This window comes from Methylobacterium indicum (assembly GCF_001043895.1).
Taxonomy (GTDB): Bacteria; Pseudomonadota; Alphaproteobacteria; order Rhizobiales; family Beijerinckiaceae; genus Methylobacterium; species Methylobacterium indicum.
Map to the genome: position 1 here is coordinate 40,184 of NZ_JTHF01000185.1, position 22,966 is coordinate 63,149.

Genomic DNA, 22,966 nt, shown 5'->3' on the forward strand with positions numbered 1-22,966 from the left:
AGCACCGGGTGCGGGGCCTCAGGCCCGCCGCCCGCGTCGCGGGGGAGGCCTTGAAGCCATGAGCGCCGACATTCTGATCGTCGATGACGAGGCCGACATCCGCGAGCTCGTCGCCGGCATCCTCGACGACGAGGGCCACCGCACCCGCACCGCCGGCTCCTCCGACGAGGCGCTGGCGGCGATCGAGGCGCGCCGCCCGCACCTCGTCTTCCTCGACATCTGGCTCCAGGGCTCGCGCCTCGACGGGCTCCAGGTGCTCGACGCGATCAAGGCCCAGGCCCCGGACCTGCCGGTGGTGATGATCTCGGGCCACGGCAACATCGAGACCGCGGTCTCGGCGATCAAGGCGGGCGCCTACGACTTCATCGAGAAGCCGTTCAAGGCCGACCGGCTGATCCTGGTGGCCGAGCGGGCGCTGGAGGCCTCGCGGCTCAAGCGCGAGGTGCGCGACCTCAAGGCGCGGTCGGGCCAGGCGAGCCGCATCGTCGGCGCCTCGGTGGCGGCCAACCAGCTGCGCCAGACCGTCGAGCGCGTGGCGCCCACCAACGCCCGGGTGATGATCGCGGGCGCGCCGGGCTCCGGCAAGGAGCTCTCGGCCCGCACCATCCACGCCGCCTCGTCGCGGGCGAACGGCCCCTTCGTGGTGATCAACGCCGCCACGATCACCCCCGAGACGATGGAGGCGGAGCTGTTCGGCGTCGAGGCCGCCGACGGCAAGCCGCGGCGGGTGGGCGCGCTCGAGGAGGCCCATGGCGGCAGCCTCTACATCGACGAGGTCGCGGACATGCCCCGCGAGACCCAGAACCGCATCCTGCGGGTCCTCGTCGACCAGAACTTCCAGCGCGTCGGCGGCACCACGCGGGTCCATGTCGACGTGCGGATCATCTCGTCGTCGTCCCGCGACCTCGCGGAGGAGATCGCCGGCGGGCGCTTCCGCGAGGACCTCTTTCACCGTCTCAGCGTCGTGCCGATCCGGGTGCCCTCGCTCGCCGAGCGGCGCGAGGACGTGCCGGAGCTGATCACGTTCTTCATGGAGCAGATCTCGGCCGCCACCGGCCTGCCGCAACGGCGCATCGCCGCCGACGCCATGGCGGTGCTGCAGTCGCACGACTGGCCCGGCAACGTCCGCCAGCTGCGCAACAACGTCGAGCGGCTGATGATCCTGACGCAGGGCGATCCCGAGACCGAGGTCACGACCGAGATGCTGCCGAGCGAGGTCGGCGCGCTCGTGCCCACCACCCCGAGCGGGGCGGGCGGCGAGAAGCTGATGAGCCTGGCTTTGCGCGAGGCGCGCGAGATCTTCGAGCGCGAATACCTGGTGGCGCAGATCGCCCGGTTCTCCGGCAACATCTCCCGCACCGCCGAGTTCATCGGCATGGAGCGCTCGGCCCTGCACCGGAAGCTCAAGTCGCTCGGCATCGGCGCCTGACGGGGCCTGACGGCGCCGCGGTCGCGCCGGTCCGCTTGCGACGGTGCCCCGCCCGGGGCTTTCTGCTAGGCGGGCCTGTGGCCGGGACGCGACGGAGCGCGGGCAAAGGACGGTTGCGGCGGGTGCGACGGTCCGGGGAGCTTTCCCTGCGGCCAGTCTGCACTTGCGCCCGGACGAGCTTCACCGTGTAATGGGGCGGCCGGTTCCCGGGGCGGCGCGTCGCGCCTCCCGCAGCACAACAACACGGACCGACCCGTCAACAGGGACTGGCAGCGGGTTCAAAGGACAAGAAGAATGGCGGGCGAACGCGCTCAGAATCTGCAGGACACCTTCCTCAACCACGTTCGCAAGAACAAGATTCCGCTGACGATCTTCCTGGTCAACGGCGTGAAGCTGCAAGGTGTCGTGACCTGGTTCGACAACTTCTGCGTGCTGCTGCGGCGCGACGGGCACTCGCAGCTCGTTTACAAGCACGCGATCTCGACCATCATGCCGGGCCATCCGGTGCAGCTGTTCGAGCAGGGCGAGGAGGGGGCCGAGAAGGCCTGATCCGCCGCACGCTCGCAGCCTGCACCCCGCGCGGCCGGGCCTCGCCGGCCCGCCGCGCGCATCCGTGCCGCCCTCGGCACGTCGACTTCATCCAGGCCGCCTCGTGCGGCCTGTTTTTCGTCGTCCGCACGCCCTCCGGCGCTTGATTCCGGCCCCGCTCCATCCAACCTCTATCCGATGGACTCCCGGCCTGTTTTCGGGAGCAGCCGGAGACACGATGGAACCGCGGACACCGGGCGAGATCCGCCTGCAACGCCAGGCCGAGCCGGAAGCCGCGATCGCGGCCGAGACCCGCACGCTGGTGATCGGCCCCTACCAGACCCGGCGCGACCATGGCGGCGAGCCCCGGGCCCCGCTCGCCCGCCTCGACGAGGCGGTGGGCCTGGCCGCCGCGATCGAGCTCGACGTCGCCGACCGGCTCCTCGTCACCGTCCAGCAGATCCGGCCCTCGACCTTCCTGGGCAAGGGCCGCGTCGAGGAGATCGCCGGGCGGATCGAGGCCGACGGCATCCGCCTCGTGGTGATGGATTGCGCGCTCTCGCCGGTGCAGCAGCGCAACCTGGAGAAGGCCTGGGGCGTCAAGGTCATCGACCGGACCGGCCTGATCCTGGAGATCTTCGGGCGGCGCGCCTCGACCCGCGAGGGCACGCTGCAGGTCGAGCACGCGCATCTGGCCTACCAGCGCAGCCGGCTGGTGCGGTCCTGGACCCACCTCGAGCGCCAGCGCGGCGGCTTCGGCTTCCTCGGCGGCCCGGGCGAGACCCAGATCGAGGCCGACCGGCGGATGATCCAGGAGCGGATGACCCGGATCGAGCGCGATCTCGAGACCGTCACCCGCACCCGCGGCCTGCACCGCCGCTCCCGGCGCCGGGTGCCGTACCCGATCGTCGCGCTCGTCGGCTACACCAATGCCGGCAAGTCGACCCTGTTCAACCGCCTGACCCGGGCCGAGGTGCTGGCCGAGGACATGCTGTTCGCCACCCTCGACCCGACGGCCCGCGCCATCAAGCTGCCGCACGGCGAGACCGCGATCCTGTCCGACACCGTCGGCTTCATCTCCGACCTGCCCACCATGCTGATCGCCGCCTTCCGGGCGACGCTGGAGGACGTGATCGAGGCCGACATCCTGCTCCACGTGCGCGACATCGCCCACGAGGACGCGGAGGCGCAAGGAGCGGACGTCGCCCAGGTGCTGACCGAGCTCGGCATCGAGCCGAACACCGACCGGGTGATCGAGGTCTGGAACAAGGCCGACCTCCTCGACGAGGCGGAGCGCGAGCGCCTGATGAACCTGAGCCGGCCGAACGGGAAAGAGGGGCCGAAGCCCGTCCTGCTCTCGGCGCTCACCGGCGAGGGCATCGACCGCCTGATGAGCCGGATCGAGGCCCGGATCGCCGCGACCCGCACGAGCTTCGCGGTGATCCTGGACCCGGCGCAAGGGGCAGAGCTTCACTGGCTCTACGAGAATGCCGAGGTGCTCGACCGCCGCGAGGATGCCGAGGGCGCGATGCATCTCGTGGTCCGGGTCGCGCCGGAGAAAGAGCCGCGGTTCCTCAACCGGTTCGGGGCGGCGCGGCGGTTGCGGGGCGGCGGATAAGGCGCTGTCGCGCGCCCGACTCTATTCGACGATGAGAAAGGGCGCGGCATCCTGTGTCGCGCCCTCTCGCGTCATATTGCGGCAAACTTTGACCTGTGACCTCTCAGATCCGACCGTGTCCGCGTTGCGCGTAGATCGGCACGGATCAGCCAGAGGTCGCCCATGCCGATCCACCGCCTCGCCATCTCCGGCTACCGCTCCCTGCGCGACATCGTGCTCGGCCTCGACCGGCTGACCGTGGTGACGGGGGCGAACGGCAGCGGCAAGTCGAGCCTCTACCGCGCCCTGCGGCTCCTCGCCGAGGTCGCGCAAGGGCGGGCGATCCCGTCGCTCGCCCGGGAAGGGGGCTTTGCCTCGGCGCTCTGGGCCGGGCCGGAGACCTTCGGGCGCCGGGTCCTCGACGGCTCGCAGCGGGTCGAGGGCACGGTGCGGCGCCGCCCCGTCGAGCTGAAGCTCGGCTTCTCGGACGACGAGGTCGGCTACGCCATCGCCCTCGGCCTGCCGCCGCCGTCCTTCGCCGGCACGTTCTTCTCCCACGATCCCGAGATCAAGGCCGAGAGCGTCTGGACCGGGCCGATCGTCGGGCGGGCCAACGTCTTCGCCGAGCGCCGCGGGCCCCTGGTGCGGCTGCGCGACGGCACCGGCACCTGGACCGAGGCCTTGCACGATCTGCCCGCCTTCGACAGCCTGATGACCCACGGCGCCGATCCCCGCGACGCCCTCGACGTGCTGATGTTGCGCGAGCGGATGCGGGCCTGGCGCTTCTACGACCATTTCCGCACCGACCGCGACGCGCCGGCCCGCCGGCCGCAGATCGGAACCCGCACGCCGGTGCTCGCCGGCGACGGGGCCGACGTCGCGGCGGCGATCCGGACCATCTTGGAGATCGGCGACCGGGACGCCCTCGGCGCGACCATCGCCGAGGCCTTTCCGGGGGCGGCGCTGTCGGTGGCGAGCGGCGAGGACAACTTCACCCTCGAATTCCGCCAGCACGGCCTGCTGCGCCCGTTGCGCGGCGCGGAACTCTCCGACGGGACGCTGCGCTACATCCTGCTCGCCGCCGCACTCCTGTCGCCGCGCCCGCCCGCGCTGATGGTGCTCAACGAGCCCGAGACCAGCCTGCACGCCGACCTCCTGGCGCCGCTGGCCGCGCTGATCGCCCGGGCCGCGCGGGACACGCAGATCCTGGTGGTGTCGCACGCCGCCGCCCTGGTGGCGGCCCTGGAGCAGGAGGGCGCCGCGCGGATCACCCTGGAGAAGCGCCTCGGCGAGACCCTCGCGCCCGACCACGACCCGCCGTCCTGGACCTGGCCCAAACGATAGTCCCGGCCCAAGCGGTAGGCCCGGTCCATGGCGCGGGTCACGCCGCCGCGAACCGGCGCCCGCGCAGATGCGCCGCGAGCCGGCGCCGGACGAGGCAGAAGGCGGCCGAGACGACCAGGCAATAGAGGCCCATCCCGGTGACGATGCCGGAGAACGGCACGCCGGCATCGATGAGCCCGCCTGCCAGGAACGGGCCCAAAGCCGTACCCAGCACCATGATCGCCACGATGGCGCCGCGGATCGCCCCGAGATGGCGGGTCCCGTAGACCTCCGGCCAGAGCGCGCCGAACAGGGTGAGCGAGATCCCGTCGGTGACGCCGTAGAGCAGCATGAAGGCGAAGGCGGACCACGGCGCGGAGACCCCGCCGAGGACCAGGCAGGCGAGGCCGAACGGCACCAGGTAGAACGGGAGCAGCGCGAGGCCCGAGAACCGGTCGACCAGGCGGCCGGCGAGCAGCAGGCACAGGACGGTCGCGACCGCGTAGGGCGGGAAGGCGGCGGCCAGCACCTCCGGCGGCCAGCCCCGGCTCTCGGCGAGATGCACCTGATGGAAGAAGATCGTGTTGCTGATGAAGGAGGGCGGCAGCATCGCCAGCAGCAACCCGTAGAGGAACGGGTCGGCGAGGGCTTGCGCCCGGGTCGCGCCCTCGCTCGGCCCGGCGCCGCCCGTCGCCACGGGCACCCGCTCGCGCCGCACGAGACGGCGGGCGAGGGGCAGGGCGACGAGGACCAGGAGCACGGCGATCCCGAGCCAGGCGCCGCGCCAGCCGAGGTTTGTCGCGGCCGCCACGAGGGCGAGGGGCAGGCAGGCCTGGCCGGCATTGAGCCCGAGGGCGGCGAGCGACACCGCCCGGCCGCGCTCGGCCGAGAACCAGCGCCCCAGCAGCGTGTAGGCGGTCTGCAGCATCAGCCCCTGGCCGGCGAGGCGCAGCAGGAAGAGAGCGGCGGCGAGGACGGGGAGGTTCGGCGACAGGGCGAGGAGCGCGGCCCCGGCCGCCAGGAGGCCGGCGGCAAGGCTCACCACCCGGGTCGCCGGCCAGCGGTCGATGAGCCCGCCGAGCCCCGCCAGCGCCAGGGCCGCCGCCAGGGTGACGCCGGCATAGAGCGTCCCGAAGGCCCCGTCCGACAGCCCGAACTCCCGCCGGATCGCCCCGCCCGACAGGGCGACCACGAAGGTCTGGCCGAAGCAGCCGCAGAACAGGAGCAGGAACCCGGCCGCGAGCCAGCGCAGGTTGGCCGTGAGGAAGGGGGGCATGAGGGAGTGGACTGCGAGGTTTGCGCGACGCCGCCGGGAGGCACGCAATGCGAATCAGCGTGGCCGGCAACGCCGAGGGAGGGCAGCGCTTCGACCGCGAAAAATCAAGCCTTTCCCAGTCGTTGGTATCGCATCATGATACTATCAGGTGGTCGGGGTGACTCATCGTGATCCGCAGCTTCTCCGACGAAAGAACCGAAGCGGTGCTCAACGATCAGCAGCCGAAGGGATTGCCGACCAGTATCCTGAAGGTCGCACGTCGCAAGCTGCGCTACCTTCACAGCGCAACGTCACTCGACGATTTGAAACTGCCACCGGGTAACAAGCTGCATCCGATCCTGCACGATCGAGCGGGGCAGCATGCGATCCGGATCAACGATCAGTGGCGCATCTGCGTCCGCTGGACCGGTCAAGGGCCCGAAGCGGTCGAGATCGCGGACGATCACTGACGCGAAGAGTTGCATCGCGGGCATGGGTGTCGACCCGGCCCAATCGGAGGGGACAGCCCCGTGGCGATCGAACTGGAAACCGAAGACCTGCTTCCCCCCCTCCATCCTGGAGAGGTCCTGCGCGAGGAGTTCATGGTGCCGCTCGGGCTGACGGCCTACGCGGTGGCCAAGGCCTGCGGGGTGCCGCGCACCCGGATCGAGCGGATCGCGCGGGAGGAGACGCCGATCACCGCCGATACCGCGCTCCGGCTCGGGCGCTACTTCGGGATGAACCCCCAGGTGTGGATCAATCTGCAGGGCGATTACGAACTTCGGCGCGCCCAGCGGGCGATCGGGGCGGAGATCGACCGCATCCGGCCCCTGGCGCGGGAAGCGGCATAAGCAGATTTCGCAAAAGTGGTGGCCGGTTTTGCGGCGAAAATCTGCGGCGAGACCAATCCCGGCCGCCTCGCGTCGGCCGGCCGACGCAAGGCGGCCGAGGGAGGCGCGCGGCGCCGGCCCTGGAGCCGCGCCGCGCGCCAAAAAACCTCACTGCGAGCGGCGCCCGAACGAGATCGCGTAGGCCTGGACCCGGGCGTCGATCAGCGGGTCGTCCGAGACCTCGACGCCGTCCGGCAGGTTGTTGGGCATGAACAGGAGCGCCTTCTCGGCGGTCTGGCTGTCGGGCACCGCCTTGGTCAGGGTGAGCGTGCCGAGATCGACGAAGCGGCGGTCCTCCGGCCAGGCCACGGTCGCGTCCTTGGTCGTGTCGCCGGGTTGGGCGATCTGCGCCTCGATCCGGAAGGCCACCGGCGCCTTGGCGAGATGGGCCGGCATCTCCTCGACGAGGTAGTTCGGGCCCTTGGCCTTGGCGTCGTCGGCGCTCAGGAGCTCCTCGCCGGCCACCGGCACGATGCGGTAGCGGAAGGGGGTGCGCTTGCCGGCGGCATCGACCAGGATGAAGGCGTTGACGCCGTTATAGACCTGGCGGCCGAAGCTCGACGGGGTCTTGGCGGTGGCGAGCGCCTTCGGGGCGTTCGGGTGGGCGGCCATGAACTGCTCGACCGGGGTCGGCTTCGCGGCACCGGGGCCGCTCTTGGTGATCGCCACCAGAAGGTCGCGGAACTCCTCGCCGGTGGCGACGGGGAAGAATTTGAGCGAGTTGGTGACGACATCCATCTCGGAGCCGTCGGCGGGCTTGAACTTGATCGACAGGCCGTGCGGGTTGGCCTCGGGGGCGCCGTCGGGAATCTGCGGCAGGCCGGTGGCGTCGGAGAAGCGCACGGTCACCGGCACGGCGGCGCCGGAGAAGACGCCCGCCTTGCTGAGCGTCTTGGCGTCCTTCGACGGGGTGAAGCTGCCCTCCACCACCACGCCCTTGGCGTGGTTCGAGCGCTTGCCGGGATGGTCGCCAAAGATCTTGGTCATGGCCGCGATGGTCTGCTCGGCCGTGGACGAGGCATCCTGCGCCGAGGCGGCCGGGATGGCGGCGAGCAGCAGGGCGGCGCCGAGGAGCGTGCGCCGGATCGGGGTGGGGGTCATGGTCGGTCGTCCCTTCGCGGGGCCGATTCGGCCCGGCGCGACATGACCCGAGCATTCGATTGTGCGCAAGCGATCAGGGCATCAAAATTTCGTCAGGGTCCGGACTGCCGCCGGTGTCCCGCTCGGTCTGGTGTCCCGCTCGGTTTCCTGAAGCCGTTTGTGCATGAAGGTGCAGGGCTCCGGCACGCCCTCCGGCGAGCAGGCGTAATCCGGCACCACGCCGGTGACGGCGTAGCCGAGCGAGCGGTAGAGCGCCTCGCCGGCATCGTGCGAGCGGGTGTCGAGGATCAGGAGCGAGCGGCCTTCCGCCCGGGCCACCGCCTCGGCCTCCCGCATCAGGGCCCGGGCGAGGCCGCGGCGACGCATCTGCGGATGGACCAGCACCTTGGTGATCTCGGCCCGGTGCCGACCGTTCGGCGGTGCGGCGAGGCCGATTTGGGTGCTGGCGACGACGCGCCCCTCGTGGCGGGCCACCAGCAGCCGGCGGGCGCCGCTGCGCAAAGCCGGCAGCCCGTCGCGCCAGAAGGCTTCCGCCTCGGGGAGAGTGAAGGGGAGCACGAAGCCGATGCTGGCCCCGGCGAGGACGCAGGCATGGAGCAGGGCCGCGAGGTCGAGCAGGGCGGCCTCCGCCGCGTCGGCCGACAGGGTCTCGATTCTCGTCATCGTGTCGCGTCCTCTCACGGCCGGCCGATCGCGATCAGGTAGCGGGCCTCGTCCGGGCCCGGGCTGGTGAAGCGGGAGGCGCCGGCGAGGCGGTAGCGCAGGCAATCGCCGGGCAGCAGGGCATGGACGACACCGTCGAGGGCGAGGTCGAGCCGGCCCCCCAGCATCCAGAGGTGATGCTCGAGCCCGCCGACGGGAGGGGCCGCGTAGGCGATGCTGGCGCCGGCCGGCAGGGTGCCGTGGACGAGCTCGACGGAAAAATCCCGGGCCGGGGGCGAGACCCCGCGGCGGCGAAACCCCGTCTCGGGATCGACCCAGACCGCCTGCGCGTCGTGGCGCATGACCTCCGCCGGGTCGGCCTCGATCTCGGCGAGCAGCCGCGACATCGGCCGGCCGTAGACGGTGCAGAGCCGGCCGAGCAGGGAGGCGGTCGGGCTGGTCTCGGCCCGCTCCAGCCGCGACAGGGTGGGGCGGCTGATGCCGCTCGCGGTGGCGAGGGCGTCGAGGGACAGGCCGTGCTCCTGGCGCAAGGACGCGAGCCGGGCGGCCAGCCGCAGGTCGATCGCCGCGGCCTCGCCGGGCGCGGCGCGCGAGTCGGCCACGGGCTCGGGCATGAGGTCATCTCTCATGAATGAGAGATTTTCCCATATTCGATCGGCCGTCAAGCCGATCGCCCGACGCTCTCTATAAGGGTGGGTTTTGGCGCTCCCGCCTTTTCACCGCGACCCAGGCCTCCTCCATCGTCGCGAGGCCGGCTCCCGCCAGGGGGCGGCCGTCCTTCGTCACCTCCGCCTCCATGGCGGCGAAGCGGCGCTGGAATTTCAGGTTGGCCCGCCGCAGGGCCTCCTCCGGATCGACGCCGGCATGGCGGGCGAGGTTGGCGACCGAGAACAGGAGGTCGCCGATCTCCTCGGCCACCGCCTCCGGGCCCTCGCCGGCCAGCGCCTGCACGACCTCGTCGGTCTCCTCCCGCACCTTGGCGACGACTTCCGCCGCGTCCGGCCAGTCGAAGCCGACGGCGGCCGCCTTGCGCGAGATCTTTTCCGCCCGGGCGAGGGCGGGCAGCGCCAGGGGCACGCCGTCGAGAATGCCCTCCGGGGCGGGCGGGCGCCCGCTCGCCGCCGCGCGGGCCGCCTTGGCGCGGCGCTCCTCGGCCTTGATCGTCGCCCATTGCGCGTTCACCGCCGCCGGATCGAGGTCCTTGGCGTCGCCGAAGATGTGGGGGTGGCGGCGCACCATCTTGTCGGCGATGGCGGTGGCCACCTCGTCGAAGCCGAAGGTGCCGGCCTCCTCGGCGATCCGGGCCTGGAACACGACCTGGAACAAGAGGTCGCCGAGCTCGTCGCGCAGCTCCTCCGGGTCGCCGGTCTCCACCGCCTCGGCGACCTCGTAGGCCTCCTCGATCGTGTAGGGGACGATGCTGGCATGGCTCTGCGCCAGGTCCCAGGGACAGCCGCCCTCCGGGTCGCGCAAGCGCGCCATGATCCCGAGAAGCCGCGCGATCGGGGTGGTGCTCATGGTCGCTCGCCATCCGTCCGCGCCGCCCCGGGCGGCGCCTCGACCCCGCTCATAGGCGCCGCCAAGCCCCCGGGGAAGCGCCCGGTGCGAGAGGGCAGGGCACTGAAGAAGCTCGCTTATTCCATAAATTCCATGTCTTTCGAGGATTGTATCCGATCGACGCCGGAGGCGCCCTCGATCGTTCTTCAAAACGAACCCTGTCTCGGCCCTATAGGTGACTTATCAGTCATGGATTCTCAGAGAGTCAGTTATGTGGATTATATGGAGGAGCGAATTTCCCCGCCGTGACAAGGCTTTGCGGGGCGGTTGCGTATCCTGCTCTGCGTGGCTCGGCATCGGACTCTGCGTGGAGACGCATCGGATTCTGCGGGGATTCCGGGGGTTCGCGCATCGAAGTCTGCGTGCCCGCGCATCGGATTCGGCGTCGGGGCCCGGCCAAGTCCCCGGAATCCGGTCGGTTTCGAGTCGCGTTCGCGTATCGAACTCTGCGCGGCCGGCGGATCCGGGATCCGGCCCCGTATCGAACTCTGCGCCGCTCCTCCACCGGTGCTCCACCGGGGCCTGCCCACCCCGCCCACAGGCTTGCGCGCCGGCCCGGCCACCGCCGGTCCCCAGGACGGTGCACAGGGTCGTGCACAGCCGGCCCACAGGGCCGCGGCGGGCCGGGGAGTGGGGGAGCGCCGGGGCCTCCGCTCGAGCCCGCACGGTCCTCCCGGCGGCCCTCCTGGCGGCCCTGGGACCGCCCTCGGGGCGGGCCGGTGCCGGAATCGGCGCGGGATAACGGGGACGAGTCGTCGGAATCTTGGGATAACCCGTCCCGGGGCACGGAATCCCGGGAGCCGAATCGTGCATGACGGTTTGGACCACGGGCCGGCGAGGACGGCCGCGGAACCCGAAGCAGGCGTCAGGCAAGACCGTCAGGCATGAGCATCGAGGCCAAGATCGCGGCGATCCACGACGAGGACCTGCTGGCCGAGCTGGAAGCGGCCCGCGGCGGGTTCCTGTACGCGGTCATCGTCGAGCACATCGCCCACCGCCAGGCCCTGCGCGACGCCGAGCGGGCGGAGGCCGGCCGCAAGCAGGATGCCCGCGCCGCGATGGGGCGCGACCAGCGCCGCCGCGACGCGGTCCGCCTGGTGATCGAGGCCGAGCCGGTGACCCCGGACACGATCCAGCACATCCATTCCGTGCTGGCGCTCTGCGGGCTGCCCTACCGCGACCCCGGCGACGAGCGGGAATTCTTTCGGGAATACGGGCGCAACACCCTGAGCCTCCTGGCTGGCCGGCTGAAGAACCCGGCGACCGGCCAGATGGAACTGCAGGGGCTGCCCTACGGCCCCAAGGCCCGGCTGGTGCTCCTGCATCTCTGCACCGAGGCGGTGCGCCAGCGCAGCCCGACGGTCGAGGTCGCCGACAGCCTGTCGGGCTTCATGCGCGAGATGGGATTTGCCGTCACCGGCGGCGAGCGCGGCACGATCCGGCAGTTCAAGGAGCAGCTGCACCGGCTGGCCGCCTGCACGATGCAGATCGGCCTGTGGGACGGGCAGTCGCGCTCCTCGACCCTCACCATGCCGCCCTTCCGCCAGCTCGACCTCTGGCGCGCCGACGGCCAGGACGGCATCGCCTGGTCGAAGACGGTGCAGTTCCACCAGGATTTCTACGACAACCTGGTCCAGCACGCCCTGCCGGTCGACATCCGGGCCGCCCGCGCCTTCTCGGGCTCGGCGCGCAAGCTCGACCTGCTGTTCTGGGTCGGCTACCGCCTGCGCAGCCTGCAGCGCCCCCTCCGCCTGACCTGGGACACGGTGCACAAGCAGTTCGGCGCCGACAACGCCTCCCTGCGCAGCTTCCGCCAGGCGTTCAAGGCCGACGTGGCCCACGTCAAGGAAGTCTTTCCGAAGCTCCCGCTCAGCCTCGACGAGGCCGGCCTGCAGCTGATGCCGACCGATCCGGGCCTGCTCCTGGTGCCGCCGAAGGCCGCCCGTCGCAAGGCCGCGGCGGCGGGGGCGGGAGCCGCCTGAGGGCTGACCGCGAGCAAGCGCCGCCACCCTGACGACGCCTGCCAGGGTCGCGCGCCGCTATCGCCCTCGTGCCGTCCCACCGTCTTCCCGGGGCGACGGCCCGTGTGCCGGCCCATGTGTCGGCCTCCTGGCCACCCTCGCGGTGCGGGCAGCTGACGCGCCCGAGGACCCGATTCGGCACCCATGCGCAGGGGCGGGCGAGGATCGGCCTCGCCGCCGCCGGTCTGGTCGGCCTGGCGCTGCTGCTGTCGGGCTTCGGGCCCGACGGTGATCCTCGACCGCAGGGCCGGGCATCGCCGACATCACCGGTCCGGTTGGTGGACGGCTTTTCGCCCTGTCGCAGCCGATCGCGATCGACGGCGCCGGCACTCGGCTCCGGACCGCCGTGGCGGCGGACCGCCGCCAGCGGGCCTGGCGCCGGGCGACATTCCCGAGCCCCCTCGTCTCGTCGCCGGCGGCTCTGTTCGCGGTGCTCGCCGCCATGGCGGCCGTCGTGCACCGGGCGCTGGCGCCGTTCCGGTCCCTGCGGCGTCCATGACGGGACGTACAGGGAGGCTGCCCGAGACCCGGCGATCGCCTGCGACGGACCTTCGACGGGAGGCCGTTCGACCTGGGTCGTGTGACTGGGCTAGCGCCGGCGGGGGAGGGCGATCCCCCTCTCGTCGGCCTCGCGCCGGCCGATGATCCTGAGGAACAATGGAATGCCCCTTCTGCAAATAGAATGTTTCGAATTCATTCTATCTCATCCACCTGGTCTCGGTCTCGAAACCGGGATTGATGGCGTGCGGGAGGGGGCGGAGGGTGTCCCATCGCCCGCAGCGGCATTCCCTGGGGAGGGCGATCCGGCGGGCTTGCTCATTCGTGGAATATTCCTATTCTCACTGTTCTGGATGGATGTCGTTCCAGTCTGGGAATATGGAATATTCCAAGAGGCAAGCATGTTCCTGTCGGAGGCGGAGACGGAGGCCCGGTTGGACGACCTGCGGCGCCAGCGCGCCGCCCTCGACCGGGCCATCGCCGAGCACGAGCTCTACCTCGATCTCGGCCGCCGGCTGGCCCGGCCGGGCGTCGCGGATCCCGTCCCGGCCCCCGTCGCGGAGCCGGCCCGGGCCGCCCCGCCGCACCCGGATCCGGTGCCCCCGGCATCCCGACCGGTCGCGGCCGCCCCCGTCCCACCCGCCGCGCCGCCGCGGGCCGAACCCGCCGCGGAGCCTCGTCCGGTCGGCGGCGGCGCGGCGCGCCGCGAGGGGCGGCGGCTGATCGAGGCGGCGGAGGAGATCCTGGCGGCGGCCGGCCGGCCGATGCATGCCGCGGAGATCTGGGAGCGGCTCGCCGCCCGCGGCCTGACCCTGCCGGGCCACGATCCCGTGGCGGCGCTCAACACCCGGCTGTGGAAGCGCGCGCAGGGCGGCTCGGTCTTCCACCGGCTCGGCGACGGGGTCTACGGCCTCGCCCCCTGAGCCGCCGGCCGAACGACCCCGTCCGGTCCCGCGGCGGGCGAATCCCAACGAGATCCTTATGCGGCGCCCGCGCCGTCCGCCTCGAATCCCTACGGGGCGGGGGACACCTTGAGGGTGCGGCCCAAGGACGGCCGCGCGAACCCGATCCCGTCGATGCCCCGATCCCTGGACGTTTCCGCGCCGGCCCCGGTCCCGGCCCGTCTCCCGCTCGATTTCCTGGTCGGCCAGAGCGCCGAGGGCCACTGGCTCGCCGTCGAGACGCACGGCCTGTGCGGCGGCATCTTCCGCACCCGCCGGGACGCGCTGACCTACGCCGCCGCCGAGACCGGCCGCCGGCCCGACGCGGTGCGCCTCGCCAGCGCGCCCCTGGCCCTCGTCCCGTGAGGCGCCCGCGCCCGACGTCGAGCCTGCCCGGCCGCCTCGGCGGCGCGCTCGCCGCCCTCGTCACGCCGTTCGCGGCCGGCGGGACCCGGCTCGACGAGCGGGCGCTCGGCGACCTCGTCGCCTGGCAGGTGGCGCAGGGCAGCGAAGGCCTGGTGGTCGCCGGCACCACCGGCGAGGGGCCGACCCTGACCGAGCCGGAGCGCGCCCGGGTCCTGCGCGTCGCCCTCGAGGCCGCGGCGGGGCGGGTGCCGGTGATCGCCGCCACCGGCAGCAACTGCACCCGCACGAGCGTCGTCCGCACCCGGGACGCCGCCGCGGCCGGCGCCGCCGCGACCCTGGCGGTCACGCCCTACTACAACCGTCCGACCCAGGACGGGCTCTACTGGCACTACGCGGCGATCGTCACGGCGGTCGACCTGCCGCTCCTGGTCCAGACCGTGCCGGCCCGGACCGGGATCGACCTCGCGCCCGCGACCCTGGCGCGCCTCGCCGCCCTGCCGGGGGTGCGGGGGATCCTGGATTCCACCGGCGATCTCGCCCGGCTGGCGACGATCGAGCGGGCCGCCCCGGGCCTCCTGCTCCTGTCGGGCGACGACGCCACCGCGGCCGCCTTCACCATTCTGGGCGGGCAGGGCTGCGTCTCGGTCCTCGCCAACCTGGTGCCGGGGGCCTGCGCCGCCCTGCAGCGGGCCGCGCGCGAGGGCGACCACGCCCGCGCCCGGCTCATCCAGGCCGGGCTGATGCCGCTGGTCGCGGCCTTGTCCGCCGAGACCGATCCGGGCCCGGTCAAGCTCGCCCTCGCGCTCCTGCGCCCGGGCGTGTCGCCGGACCTGCGCCTGCCCCTGGTGCGGCCACGGCCCGAGACCGAGGCCGCGATCGCGGCGGCCCTGTCGGCCGCCATGGCGGTGTCGGCGCACGACCCCGCCCCGGCCGGGGCGGCCGCCTGACCGCCGGGGGCGCTCAGGCGCCGTCCGGGGCCTGGTGTCCTTGGCGCTCCTGCACGAAGGCGGCCCGCGCCCTCGCGTCGGGGGCGTCGCCGCGCGCGCGGCACCAGGCCAGGAAGGCCTCCGGCTCGACCCGCACGCGGCGGACCTCGACGCCGCTGCGCGCCACCTCGCGCTCGACCTGCGTCGCCGACATCAGCCAGGTCGCGTAGCTCGCCGGCAGGCCGGATTCCGCCATCGCCTCCAGGAGGCGGGGATAGTCGCCCGGCTCGTACCAGGCGATGCCGACGCTCCGCGGACGATCCATGGCTCTCGCTCCTCGCCGGGCGTCCCGTGCCCGGCCGCGGACAGTGTCGCCGCCCGGGAGGTCCCGCAACAGAAAAAAGGCCGCCCTTGCGAGGCGGCCCGAAGTCTAGGGAGGAAACGCCCAAAGAGGGCTGCACCGCCGCGACGCCATCGCTGCGGTACGTCCTCCTTGTCTCATGTTGCGCCGCACAAGACAATCGATTGCATCGCACAACGGCCATGCTTGCGGCGCATGCGGCCGGGCCGCCGGGCCGGATGCACGGGCGGGGGGCGGCAAACCGCCCTGCGCGCCCGAGCGCCCTTGCCCCCCGGCGGCGACCTGTTAGACGACTCGTCTCCCTCGTGGACGTACCCTGTGGCGCTCCGGCTCCGCCGACAGGCTGGACCGTGAGGGAGCTCGCGACGACGAGTTGGCGGTGGACCAGTTCTCCCCGCCAGCCTGTGAGGCTCAGTGGGCCGGGTGGTCGCGGGAGGGTCGGCGCAGCGGGGAACAGGAACCGCGTCGCCGGCTGATGGCCCACACATTCCACTTCCCTCGCCACTTCCCCCGCCGGCTCTCCCGCCGCCGCTCGCGGGCCCCCGCGCCGGCGGAGCGGGCCGGGTAGCGCGCCGCCGCGCAAGTTCAAGAATTTCGCAAACCGCTACGCTTCGCTAACCATGCGCCGACCTTCGCAACGGGAGCCTTCGCATGGGAGCACGCATGAGAACGGCGGCGGGAGCCTACCGCATCCTGGGCACGGCGCCTCGCCGGACGGACCGGTCCTGCGAGGCGCGCCGCGGCGGCGCGCGCGACGAGGGGCGGCCCGGCCAGGGAGCCCCGAGCCCTGGCGGAGCCAGGCCGGGACCGCGCCGGGACGCGGCCGAGATCTGGTCGCAGCAGGACAGCCGCGGCCTGACGGCGCGCGAGCTGATCCGCCTGGCACAGGCGGTGCGGCTGCATCCCTCGGAGCCGCGGGATCCTCCGGCGGGCCGGTGATCCGCGCGGCGCCTCAGGCCGTCCGGGAAGCCGGACGCGCGGCGGCGTCCTGCGCCCTGGGGCCCGCCGCGTCCTCGCCCACCATCGCGTCGGCGAGGGCGACGCTCCACGACCGCAGGTTGCCGGCGTCGAGCGTCATCGTCCCCGACACGGCCTGCAGCTTCACCAGCCGCACGGTGTAGCGGCCATAGGCGGCGGTCCGGCCGTCGTCGTCCTTGGCCGCCTTCACCTCCGCCTGAAGGGCCTCGAGGACCTTCTGCATCGCCTGCATCCCGTGGAGCGCGGCGACGTCCTTGAATTCCTTGGCGAGGTCCGGGTCGTCCTTGAACAGCTTCTCGATGGCCTTCCGGGACGGGCCGTCGGTCGTGATGGTGCCGCTGCCGTCGCGCTTGAACGTGATCGGGCCCTCGACCGCGATGTTCGCCCGGCCCATCGCCGCGCCGATCCTGTCCGCCAGCGCCTTGGTGCGCTCCTGTACGATGTCGTCGAGCGACGTCGCGCGGGACAGGGCCGGACCGCCGGGCTCGGCGAGCCGTGCCGTGGCGGCGGCGCTGAGAACGACGACGGCGGCGGCCCCGAGCCCGGTCGACGGAGCCGCCGACGATGCCTTGGCCGTCTTCGCCGCGCCCGCCGCCTGCGGCGTGAGCGGGGCGCCACCGGAGGCCGGGGTCTTCGTGGACGCGACGGGTGCCGCCTGCGCCGTCCACGGGGTCGCTGTTGTCGTCACCACGATCCCGAACTCCCGCCGGATGCCACGGCCCGATCATGACCTGTCGACCTTACGGCAGCGTTAAGTGTTCGGACGAAAACCGCACCGACGATCGGCCCGTGCCGGAGGTCGATGCCGCCGGAAGGGCGGCGACATGCTGGCATTCGCGTCGATCAGGCACTGACATTTCTCGGAAGAGTCTTGGGCGTTCGGAAGAGTCTTGGGCGTTCGGGAGAGTCTTGGTCTCCCGGGAGAGTCTTGGTCCGGCCGCGCCGCGCGACCGGACCCCGACACGGCCGGCCGTCAGGCCGGCTCGTCGCGCAGCAGGTGGTAGAGCAGGATCGCCGCCGCCGTGGCGGTGCCGATGCCGCCGAGGGTGAAGCTGCCGAGGCGCACCGTGAAGTCGCCGGCGCCCAGCACCAGGGCGGTGCCGACGGTGAGCAGGATCCGGGTGCGCGAGAAATCGACCCGGTTCTCGACGAAGATCCGCCCGGCTGCCGCGGTGATCAGCCCGAACACCACCACCGACAGGCCGCCGATCACCGGGCCCGGGATCACCAGGATCGCGGCGCCGAATTTCGGCGACAGCCCGAACAGGATCGCCACCACGCCGGCCAGCGCGAAGACCAGGGTCGAGTAGATCCGGGTCACCGCCATCACGCCCATGTTCTCGGCGTAGGTGGTCACGCCGGTGCCGCCGAAGAATCCCGACAGCATCGTGGCGAGGCCGTCGCCGAGAAAGGCCCGGCCGAGATACGGGTCGAGGTTGCGCCCGGTCATCGCGCCGATCGCCTTCACGTGGCCGAGATTCTCCGCGACCAGCACCAGGGCGACGGGGGCGATGAGCCAGATCGCGGAGGGCTCGAAGACCGGCGTCGTGAAGTGCGGCCAGCCGAACCACGGCGCGTCGGCGATCCGTCCGAGATCGAGGGGTTTCGCCAGCCCGAAGCCGTTGGCGAGCACCCCGTAGAGCAGGGTGGCGGCCACCGCCCCGATGAGGAGCGGCAGGCGTCTTGCCGCGCCCGGCAGGTAGGCGGCCGACAGGCCCACCGCCAGGATCGTGAACAGCCCGATGCCGGTGTCGATCCCCGATCCCGAGATGCCCTTCACGCCGATCGGCGCGAGGTTGAGGCCGATCGCCGCGACGATCGCGCCGGTCACCGCCGGCGGCATCAGCCGGCCGATCCAGGCATCGCCCGCCCGCATCACCGCGATCCCGATCACCGCGTAGACCGCGCCCGCCGCCACGATGCCCCCCAGCGCGACCGGCAGGTTGGGGTTGGGGCCGCTGCCGGAATAGCCGGTGGCGGCCACCACCACGGCGATGAAGGCGAAGCTGGAGCCGAGATAGCTCGGCACCCGCCCGCCGACCACGACGAAGAACAGCAGCGTCGCGATGCCGGAGAACAGGATCGCCAGGTTGGGGTCGAACCCCATCAGCAGCGGGGCGAGCGCCGTGGAGCCGAACATCGCCACGACGTGCTGGAGCGCCAGCACCACCGCCTGGAGCCCCGGCGGGCGCTCGTCCGGCAGCACCACCGGCCCCCGGGCGAGCCGCCAGCGCGGAAAGCCCCGCGCGTCCTCCCGCTCCCGCATCTGCGGTTCCATGGTGTCTCCCCCCTTGATCGCGTTGTCCGGGGAGCGCCTTAGAGCATTTTTCGCGCGAGGGGATGCCGGCTTCGCGCCGGACCCGGCTTCGCGCCGGACCCGGCCGTGCGCCGGACCCGGCGCCGCTACAGCCTCCAGCCGACCGAGACGCCGAGGGCGGTCTCGGCCAGCGCGATGTCGGCCTCGCCGCCGCCATAGGAGACCGGGATCGAGCCCCGGCCCTTCACGGTGTTGCGGGGCGCGTGCATCACGAACCCGGTGATCTCGGTTCCCGAGGCGGTGGTCCAGGTCGCGCCGGCGGTGACGTGGTGGGTCACGACGCCGGGGGCCAGGACGTTGAGCAGCGTCTGCGAGGGGCGGACCGGGTTCTGCGCATAGCCGTAGCCCGCCCGCAGGGTCAGGCTCGGGCTCACGGCGTAGCGCAGCCCGACCTTGACGACGGAGATGTCGCGCCAGCCGAAGCCGGGCCCGTCCGCGGCGCCGAAGGGCCGGCCGGCGAGCAGGGGGGCGAGCGGCGTCCCGATCGACCGGATGCTCGAATAGGCGATGCGCTTGACGTCGACCGCGACCGTCAGCGCCTCGCTCGCCCGGACCGCCAGGCCCGCCCCCCAGGAGGCCGGCACGTCGAAGCCGCCGCGCTCGGCAAACAATCCCTCGTAGCGGTGGAACGCGCCCGCCAGCACCTCCGACTGGTAGAACGCCCCCAGGCTGACCGGGCCGAACCGCCCGAGATAGCCGACCCGCACGCCCGCGCCCGTCGACCAGTCGGTGCCGCGGTTGGTGAACCGGGCGGGATCGGCGGAAGCGACCGCGAAGGGCTGCAGGCCCGCCGCCTTGAAGCTCTGGAGCATCCCGAGCGGCGAGACGCCGAGGCTCTGGCCGGGGGCGACCTCCACGGCCAGCGTCGGCGCGACGAAGACCTGCTTGAGGTCGACCCCGGCATGCCCGGTCGCCCCGAAGGCCGCGAAGGGGTTGCGCTTGTAGACCGTGTTCATGCCGCCGTTGCCGTAGACGGCGACGCCGAGCGCGACGCCGCCGGGGAGGGGGCGGACATAGCCGAATTCCGGCATGAGGAAGGGGTTGAGGCCGTTGCCGCTGTAGCGGCCGTCGAGCCCCGCGCCGTTGCCCGAGATGGCCGCGGAGCGGTCCGGCACGAAGACGTCGGCGCCGATGTCGAAGCGGTGGCCCAGAGCCGTGGCGGCCGCCGGATTGGCGCCGATCGACAGGGAATCCTGCGGATCGGCGATGGCGGCACCGGCCTGGCCCTTGGCCTTGGCGCCGAGACCGTTCTGAAAGTAGCCGTCCGTCGCGTGGGCGGCGGTGGCGAGCGACAGGGAGGGCAGCAGCGAGGCCAGCACGGCCAGACTCAGCGACGGTTTCGACATGTCTTCGTCAACGTCCCGACAGGATCGCGCGCGGTCGGCCTCCCGCGGCCGGCTCGGAGCGTCGATGATGTGAGTGGTAGGTGAAGACTATTCCGGACCGTCCGTTACGGCAACGCTTCGTGATGAAACGGTTTTCTTTATTTCAACGGTGCTCGGCGCAGATGTCCCATGGTGTCGGGATTTCGTGAAACGAATGCGTCGAAGGGGTGTCGATGTCGTGTAGCCAGGTCTCATTCCTCTGCGTCATGGGTGCGGTCCTGCGCCGGGCGGGATGGACCGCCAACCTGCGGATCCGCTCTCCCTCGTCCGCTCTCCCCTTGCTCCCCGTCCCCTCGCTCGCCGTCCTCTTCCTCGCCGATCCCTTGCGGGCGTGACCCGGTGCGGGATCTGTTGCAGTCTCGATCTCCGGCAGCCCCGGGCGGCGCACGCTTCCCTCCACACCCGGGATCGCCGCGGGCAGCCGGTGCACGGGCAGCGGGTGGATGATGGCATGACTCCTCCGGACGATCCCCCGGCCGGCCTCACCGTCATGATCTCGGGCGGCTTCGCGCTGGCCTACGAGGCGGCGCTGCCGGATTTCACCCGCGAGACCGGGCTCGCGGTCCGGACGCTGTCCGGCGCCTCGCAGGGCCGGGGACCGCGGACCATCCGCCACCAGCTCGCCCATGGCGCATCCGTCGACGTGGTGATCCTCTCGAACGAGGGGCTGCACGAGCTGACGCGGGAAGGCCGGATCCTCGCCGGGTCGGCGGTCGAGCTCGCCACCGCGCCGCTCGCCGCAGCAATGCGCACGGGCGCGCCCGTGCCCGCGATCGACACGGTCGCGGCGCTGACCCGTACCCTGGCGCAGGCCCGCCGCGTCGCGATGCCGGGCAGCACGAGCGGCCTGTTCATCCGCGACACGGTCTTTCCGCGCCTCGGCCTCGCCGACACGGTGCGGGTGACGATGTTTGCGCGCGGCACCGAATCGGCGGCCGCCCTGGCGGCGGGCCAGGCCGACCTCGCCCTGGGACCGGTCAGCGAGCTCGTCGACGTGCCGGGCATCACGGTGGTCGGGCCGCTGCCCGACGCGGTCCAGCTCGTCCAGACCTTCACCGCGGCGATCGTCGCGGGCTCGGGGGCCGTCGGAGCGGCCCGGCGGCTGATCGCCCACCTCGCCTCGGACCGGGCCGCGGCGGCGATCCGGCGGACCGGGATGGAGCCGGTCGCCGGTCGCTGAGGAGGACCGCGCCGGGGCGCGGCCCTCCGATACGTGTCAGGCGAGCGCCGCGCCCCATTTGGCGGCGTCCGGCGCCTTCTCCTTGTAGATCGCCCCGGAGGCGTCGACATGCAGCTCGGTCCAGGCGCCGTCGCCCCGGCGCGCCAGTACCTCGACGTGCTTGGGCTTGAGCCTGGGCTCGCCCGACGGCGTCCAGCCCGCCGCCGTCACGGCGGCGAGGGCGGCGGCGGGATCGACCGGCGCCTCCGAGCGGGACTTGCCGGGGTGGTTCGGCTTCTTGTGATGGATCTCGACCGGGTCGCGGCCCGGGGTGGCGATCCGCGCGACCTTGATCTCCGAGGGGCGGCGCTCGCCCTCGAGGGTCACAAGCAGGCCCGCCGCGAGGGGAAAGGCCTCGGCCCCCTTGGGCCCGAGATCGGCGAGGTGGACCGCGCCGTCCGCCTCCAGGGTGAAGCGATGCGCGAAGACGTGCTGGATCGTGCCCGAAAGGGCGGTGGTGTCGTGGTGCGGCATGATCTTCTCCGAAGAGCGCCCAACCGCAGGCGCAGCCGGGAGGTGGGGGCGGGCCAAGCCGTCCGCAAGGTCCGCCGGCGACGCGATCGGCCGCCTGGGAAACCCACCCCCGCCGCGGTCAGACCCGCCGGCAGGCGCAGCCCTCCTCCCCGAAAATCTCCTCCCCGAAAATCTCCGCCCCGAAGGCCTGCGCCAGGGCGAGGCGCCCGCCCGGGGTGACGGCGACGGCCCGGCTGCCGGCGCTCCGGCGCAGCCAGCCCCGGTCGAGGCCGGTGGTCAGCAGGGCCGCCCCGAGGGCGCCGGCGAGGTGGGGCCGGCGCTCGCTCCAGTCGAGGCAGGGGCGGCAGAAGACCCGGCGGCGGCTCCCCCGGGCGGCGCCGTCGAGATCGACCCCGAGGCCGCGCAGGAACACCTCGCCCTCCGGCGTGAGCGCCCCGCCGTCGGCCCCGAGCTCGACGGCGCCGCGGGCGACGAGCGCGTCGGTCATCGCCACGGCGAGGCGCCCGGCGAGGTGGTCGTAGCAGGTGCGGGCCTCGCGCAAAGCCGCGTCCCGGGGGCCGGGCGGGCGCGGCGCGGCGACGGCCGGGACCGCCGCCACCGCCATCACGCCCTCGAGCATCCGGGCCACCGCCGGGGCGGCGAGGCGGTGGTAGCGGTGGCGGCCCTGGCGCTCGACCGCGAGGAGCCCGGCCTCGACCAGCTGCGCCAGGTGGCCGCTCGCGGTCTGGGGCGTGACGTTCGCCGCGCGGGCGAGCTCCGCCGCGGTCAGCGCGCGGCCGTCCATCAGCACCGCCAGCATCCCGGCGCGGGCCGGATCGCCGACGAGGGCGGCGGTGCGGGCGAAGGCCGCGATGGTCACCATGGGGCGTCTCCTCGGAGGGCCTCCCCGGATCGTCTCCGCGAACGGCATTCCCTTGTAGCGCGGTCGGGCGCCGGATGCTTCGGCCGGCGCCGAAGCGCGGCGGGCGGCGGATCGGCCACAGCGGGTCCAGCGCCACCGCCGGACCGTCCCCCCCCCATGCTTCGATCCTTGCCTCGATCCTCGCCTCGATCCTCGCGACTGATTCGCCGCCTCCTCGCCGCGCTCGGCCTCGGATGCCCGGGGAGCGGCCCGCCCGGGGAGGGCGCGCTCGCGCG

24 protein-coding genes are annotated in these 22,966 nt (G+C 72.8%); 13 read left to right on the forward strand and 11 right to left on the reverse strand.

Annotated elements, in window-relative coordinates; all coding sequences use genetic code 11:
* Window positions 1–58 precede the first annotated feature (58 nt).
* The 4 genes from ntrX to QR78_RS21300 all read left to right on the forward strand — a co-directional run bounded on the left by ntrX (window position 59) and on the right by QR78_RS21300 (window position 4,898).
* Window positions 59–1,429 carry a nitrogen assimilation response regulator NtrX gene (gene ntrX, locus QR78_RS21285; protein ID WP_048429570.1) on the forward strand — a complete coding sequence of 457 codons (1,371 nt, stop codon included), beginning with the start codon at window positions 59–61 and terminating at the stop codon, window positions 1,427–1,429.
* A gap of 294 nt (window positions 1,430–1,723) precedes the next feature.
* Window positions 1,724–1,978, forward strand: a complete 255-nt coding sequence (hfq, locus tag QR78_RS21290; RefSeq protein ID WP_048429571.1) for an RNA chaperone Hfq — start codon at window positions 1,724–1,726, stop codon at window positions 1,976–1,978.
* Window positions 1,979–2,195: 217 nt separating this feature from the next.
* Complete coding sequence (hflX, locus tag QR78_RS21295; protein ID WP_048429572.1) at window positions 2,196–3,575, forward strand: GTPase HflX; 1,380 nt, start codon at window positions 2,196–2,198, stop codon at window positions 3,573–3,575.
* Between the two features lie 162 nt (window positions 3,576–3,737).
* On the forward strand, window positions 3,738–4,898 hold the full coding sequence (locus tag QR78_RS21300; protein WP_048429573.1) for an AAA family ATPase: 1,161 nt from the start codon (window positions 3,738–3,740) through the stop codon (window positions 4,896–4,898).
* Between the two features lie 37 nt (window positions 4,899–4,935).
* Here the strand turns inward: QR78_RS21300 and QR78_RS21305 are convergent, their stop codons facing one another.
* Window positions 4,936–6,153, reverse strand: a complete 1,218-nt coding sequence (locus tag QR78_RS21305; RefSeq protein ID WP_048429574.1) for an MFS transporter — start codon at window positions 6,151–6,153, stop codon at window positions 4,936–4,938.
* Window positions 6,154–6,320: 167 nt separating this feature from the next.
* Between QR78_RS21305 and QR78_RS33075 the strand changes: the two genes are divergently transcribed.
* Both QR78_RS33075 and QR78_RS21315 read left to right on the forward strand, forming a co-directional pair.
* Window positions 6,321–6,602: a type II toxin-antitoxin system RelE/ParE family toxin gene (locus QR78_RS33075; protein WP_082172198.1), complete on the forward strand. Its 282-nt coding sequence runs from the start codon at window positions 6,321–6,323 to the stop codon at window positions 6,600–6,602.
* A gap of 60 nt (window positions 6,603–6,662) precedes the next feature.
* Entirely contained in the window at window positions 6,663–6,983 is a 321-nt protein-coding gene (locus QR78_RS21315) for a HigA family addiction module antitoxin (protein WP_048429576.1), read from the forward strand.
* A gap of 147 nt (window positions 6,984–7,130) precedes the next feature.
* Here QR78_RS21315 and QR78_RS21320 read toward each other — a convergent pair whose 3' ends face one another.
* The 4 genes from QR78_RS21320 to mazG form a co-directional block, all read right to left on the reverse strand.
* The gene (locus QR78_RS21320) at window positions 7,131–8,123 is read right to left on the reverse strand and encodes a catalase family peroxidase (protein WP_048429577.1); all 993 of its coding nucleotides are present in this window, start codon (window positions 8,121–8,123) and stop codon (window positions 7,131–7,133) included.
* 81 nt (window positions 8,124–8,204) lie between these two features.
* Window positions 8,205–8,786 carry a GNAT family N-acetyltransferase gene (locus QR78_RS21325; protein WP_082171578.1) on the reverse strand — a complete coding sequence of 194 codons (582 nt, stop codon included), beginning with the start codon at window positions 8,784–8,786 and terminating at the stop codon, window positions 8,205–8,207.
* A 14-nt stretch (window positions 8,787–8,800) separates the two neighbouring features.
* The gene (locus tag QR78_RS21330) at window positions 8,801–9,400 is read right to left on the reverse strand and encodes a helix-turn-helix domain-containing protein (RefSeq protein WP_048429578.1); all 600 of its coding nucleotides are present in this window, start codon (window positions 9,398–9,400) and stop codon (window positions 8,801–8,803) included.
* 70 nt (window positions 9,401–9,470) lie between these two features.
* The gene (gene mazG / locus QR78_RS21335) at window positions 9,471–10,304 is read right to left on the reverse strand and encodes a nucleoside triphosphate pyrophosphohydrolase (RefSeq protein WP_048429579.1); all 834 of its coding nucleotides are present in this window, start codon (window positions 10,302–10,304) and stop codon (window positions 9,471–9,473) included.
* Between the two features lie 923 nt (window positions 10,305–11,227).
* Here mazG and QR78_RS21340 point away from each other — a divergent pair.
* The 5 genes from QR78_RS21340 to dapA all read left to right on the forward strand — a co-directional run bounded on the left by QR78_RS21340 (window position 11,228) and on the right by dapA (window position 15,116).
* The gene (locus QR78_RS21340) at window positions 11,228–12,325 is read left to right on the forward strand and encodes a replication protein RepA (RefSeq protein ID WP_048429580.1); all 1,098 of its coding nucleotides are present in this window, start codon (window positions 11,228–11,230) and stop codon (window positions 12,323–12,325) included.
* A gap of 385 nt (window positions 12,326–12,710) precedes the next feature.
* Window positions 12,711–12,863, forward strand: a complete 153-nt coding sequence (locus tag QR78_RS35050; protein WP_158004060.1) for a hypothetical protein — start codon at window positions 12,711–12,713, stop codon at window positions 12,861–12,863.
* Window positions 12,864–13,263: 400 nt separating this feature from the next.
* Window positions 13,264–13,785 (forward strand): HTH domain-containing protein, encoded by a 522-nt coding sequence (locus QR78_RS21345; RefSeq protein ID WP_048429581.1) that lies wholly within the window; start codon window positions 13,264–13,266, stop codon window positions 13,783–13,785.
* Window positions 13,786–13,938: 153 nt separating this feature from the next.
* Window positions 13,939–14,169 (forward strand): hypothetical protein, encoded by a 231-nt coding sequence (locus QR78_RS21350; protein ID WP_048429614.1) that lies wholly within the window; start codon window positions 13,939–13,941, stop codon window positions 14,167–14,169.
* On the forward strand, window positions 14,166–15,116 hold the full coding sequence (dapA, locus tag QR78_RS21355; protein WP_089504104.1) for a 4-hydroxy-tetrahydrodipicolinate synthase: 951 nt from the start codon (window positions 14,166–14,168) through the stop codon (window positions 15,114–15,116). The genes QR78_RS21350 and dapA overlap by 4 nt, the downstream gene beginning before the upstream one ends.
* A 13-nt stretch (window positions 15,117–15,129) precedes the next feature.
* On the opposite strand, the gene QR78_RS21360 is transcribed toward dapA, so the two are convergent.
* Complete coding sequence (locus QR78_RS21360) at window positions 15,130–15,420, reverse strand: hypothetical protein (RefSeq protein ID WP_048429582.1); 291 nt, start codon at window positions 15,418–15,420, stop codon at window positions 15,130–15,132.
* A gap of 699 nt (window positions 15,421–16,119) precedes the next feature.
* On the opposite strand from QR78_RS21360, the gene QR78_RS21365 reads away from it, so the two are divergent.
* The gene (locus tag QR78_RS21365; protein WP_048429583.1) at window positions 16,120–16,395 is read left to right on the forward strand and encodes a hypothetical protein; all 276 of its coding nucleotides are present in this window, start codon (window positions 16,120–16,122) and stop codon (window positions 16,393–16,395) included.
* A 13-nt stretch (window positions 16,396–16,408) separates the two neighbouring features.
* Here QR78_RS21365 and QR78_RS32055 read toward each other — a convergent pair whose 3' ends face one another.
* The 3 genes from QR78_RS32055 to QR78_RS21380 form a co-directional block, all read right to left on the reverse strand.
* Complete coding sequence (locus QR78_RS32055; protein WP_053221026.1) at window positions 16,409–17,125, reverse strand: hypothetical protein; 717 nt, start codon at window positions 17,123–17,125, stop codon at window positions 16,409–16,411.
* Between the two features lie 282 nt (window positions 17,126–17,407).
* Window positions 17,408–18,712 (reverse strand): solute carrier family 23 protein, encoded by a 1,305-nt coding sequence (locus QR78_RS21375; protein ID WP_202972673.1) that lies wholly within the window; start codon window positions 18,710–18,712, stop codon window positions 17,408–17,410.
* Between the two features lie 125 nt (window positions 18,713–18,837).
* Window positions 18,838–20,097: an OmpP1/FadL family transporter gene (locus tag QR78_RS21380; RefSeq protein ID WP_048429584.1), complete on the reverse strand. Its 1,260-nt coding sequence runs from the start codon at window positions 20,095–20,097 to the stop codon at window positions 18,838–18,840.
* Window positions 20,098–20,587: 490 nt separating this feature from the next.
* On the opposite strand from QR78_RS21380, the gene QR78_RS21385 reads away from it, so the two are divergent.
* Window positions 20,588–21,316 (forward strand): substrate-binding domain-containing protein, encoded by a 729-nt coding sequence (locus tag QR78_RS21385; protein ID WP_048429585.1) that lies wholly within the window; start codon window positions 20,588–20,590, stop codon window positions 21,314–21,316.
* Between the two features lie 36 nt (window positions 21,317–21,352).
* Here QR78_RS21385 and QR78_RS21390 read toward each other — a convergent pair whose 3' ends face one another.
* Window positions 21,353–21,829: a hypothetical protein gene (locus QR78_RS21390; protein WP_048429586.1), complete on the reverse strand. Its 477-nt coding sequence runs from the start codon at window positions 21,827–21,829 to the stop codon at window positions 21,353–21,355.
* Between the two features lie 118 nt (window positions 21,830–21,947).
* Window positions 21,948–22,691 (reverse strand): ArsR/SmtB family transcription factor, encoded by a 744-nt coding sequence (locus QR78_RS21395; RefSeq protein WP_048429587.1) that lies wholly within the window; start codon window positions 22,689–22,691, stop codon window positions 21,948–21,950.
* Window positions 22,692–22,966 lie beyond the last annotated feature (275 nt).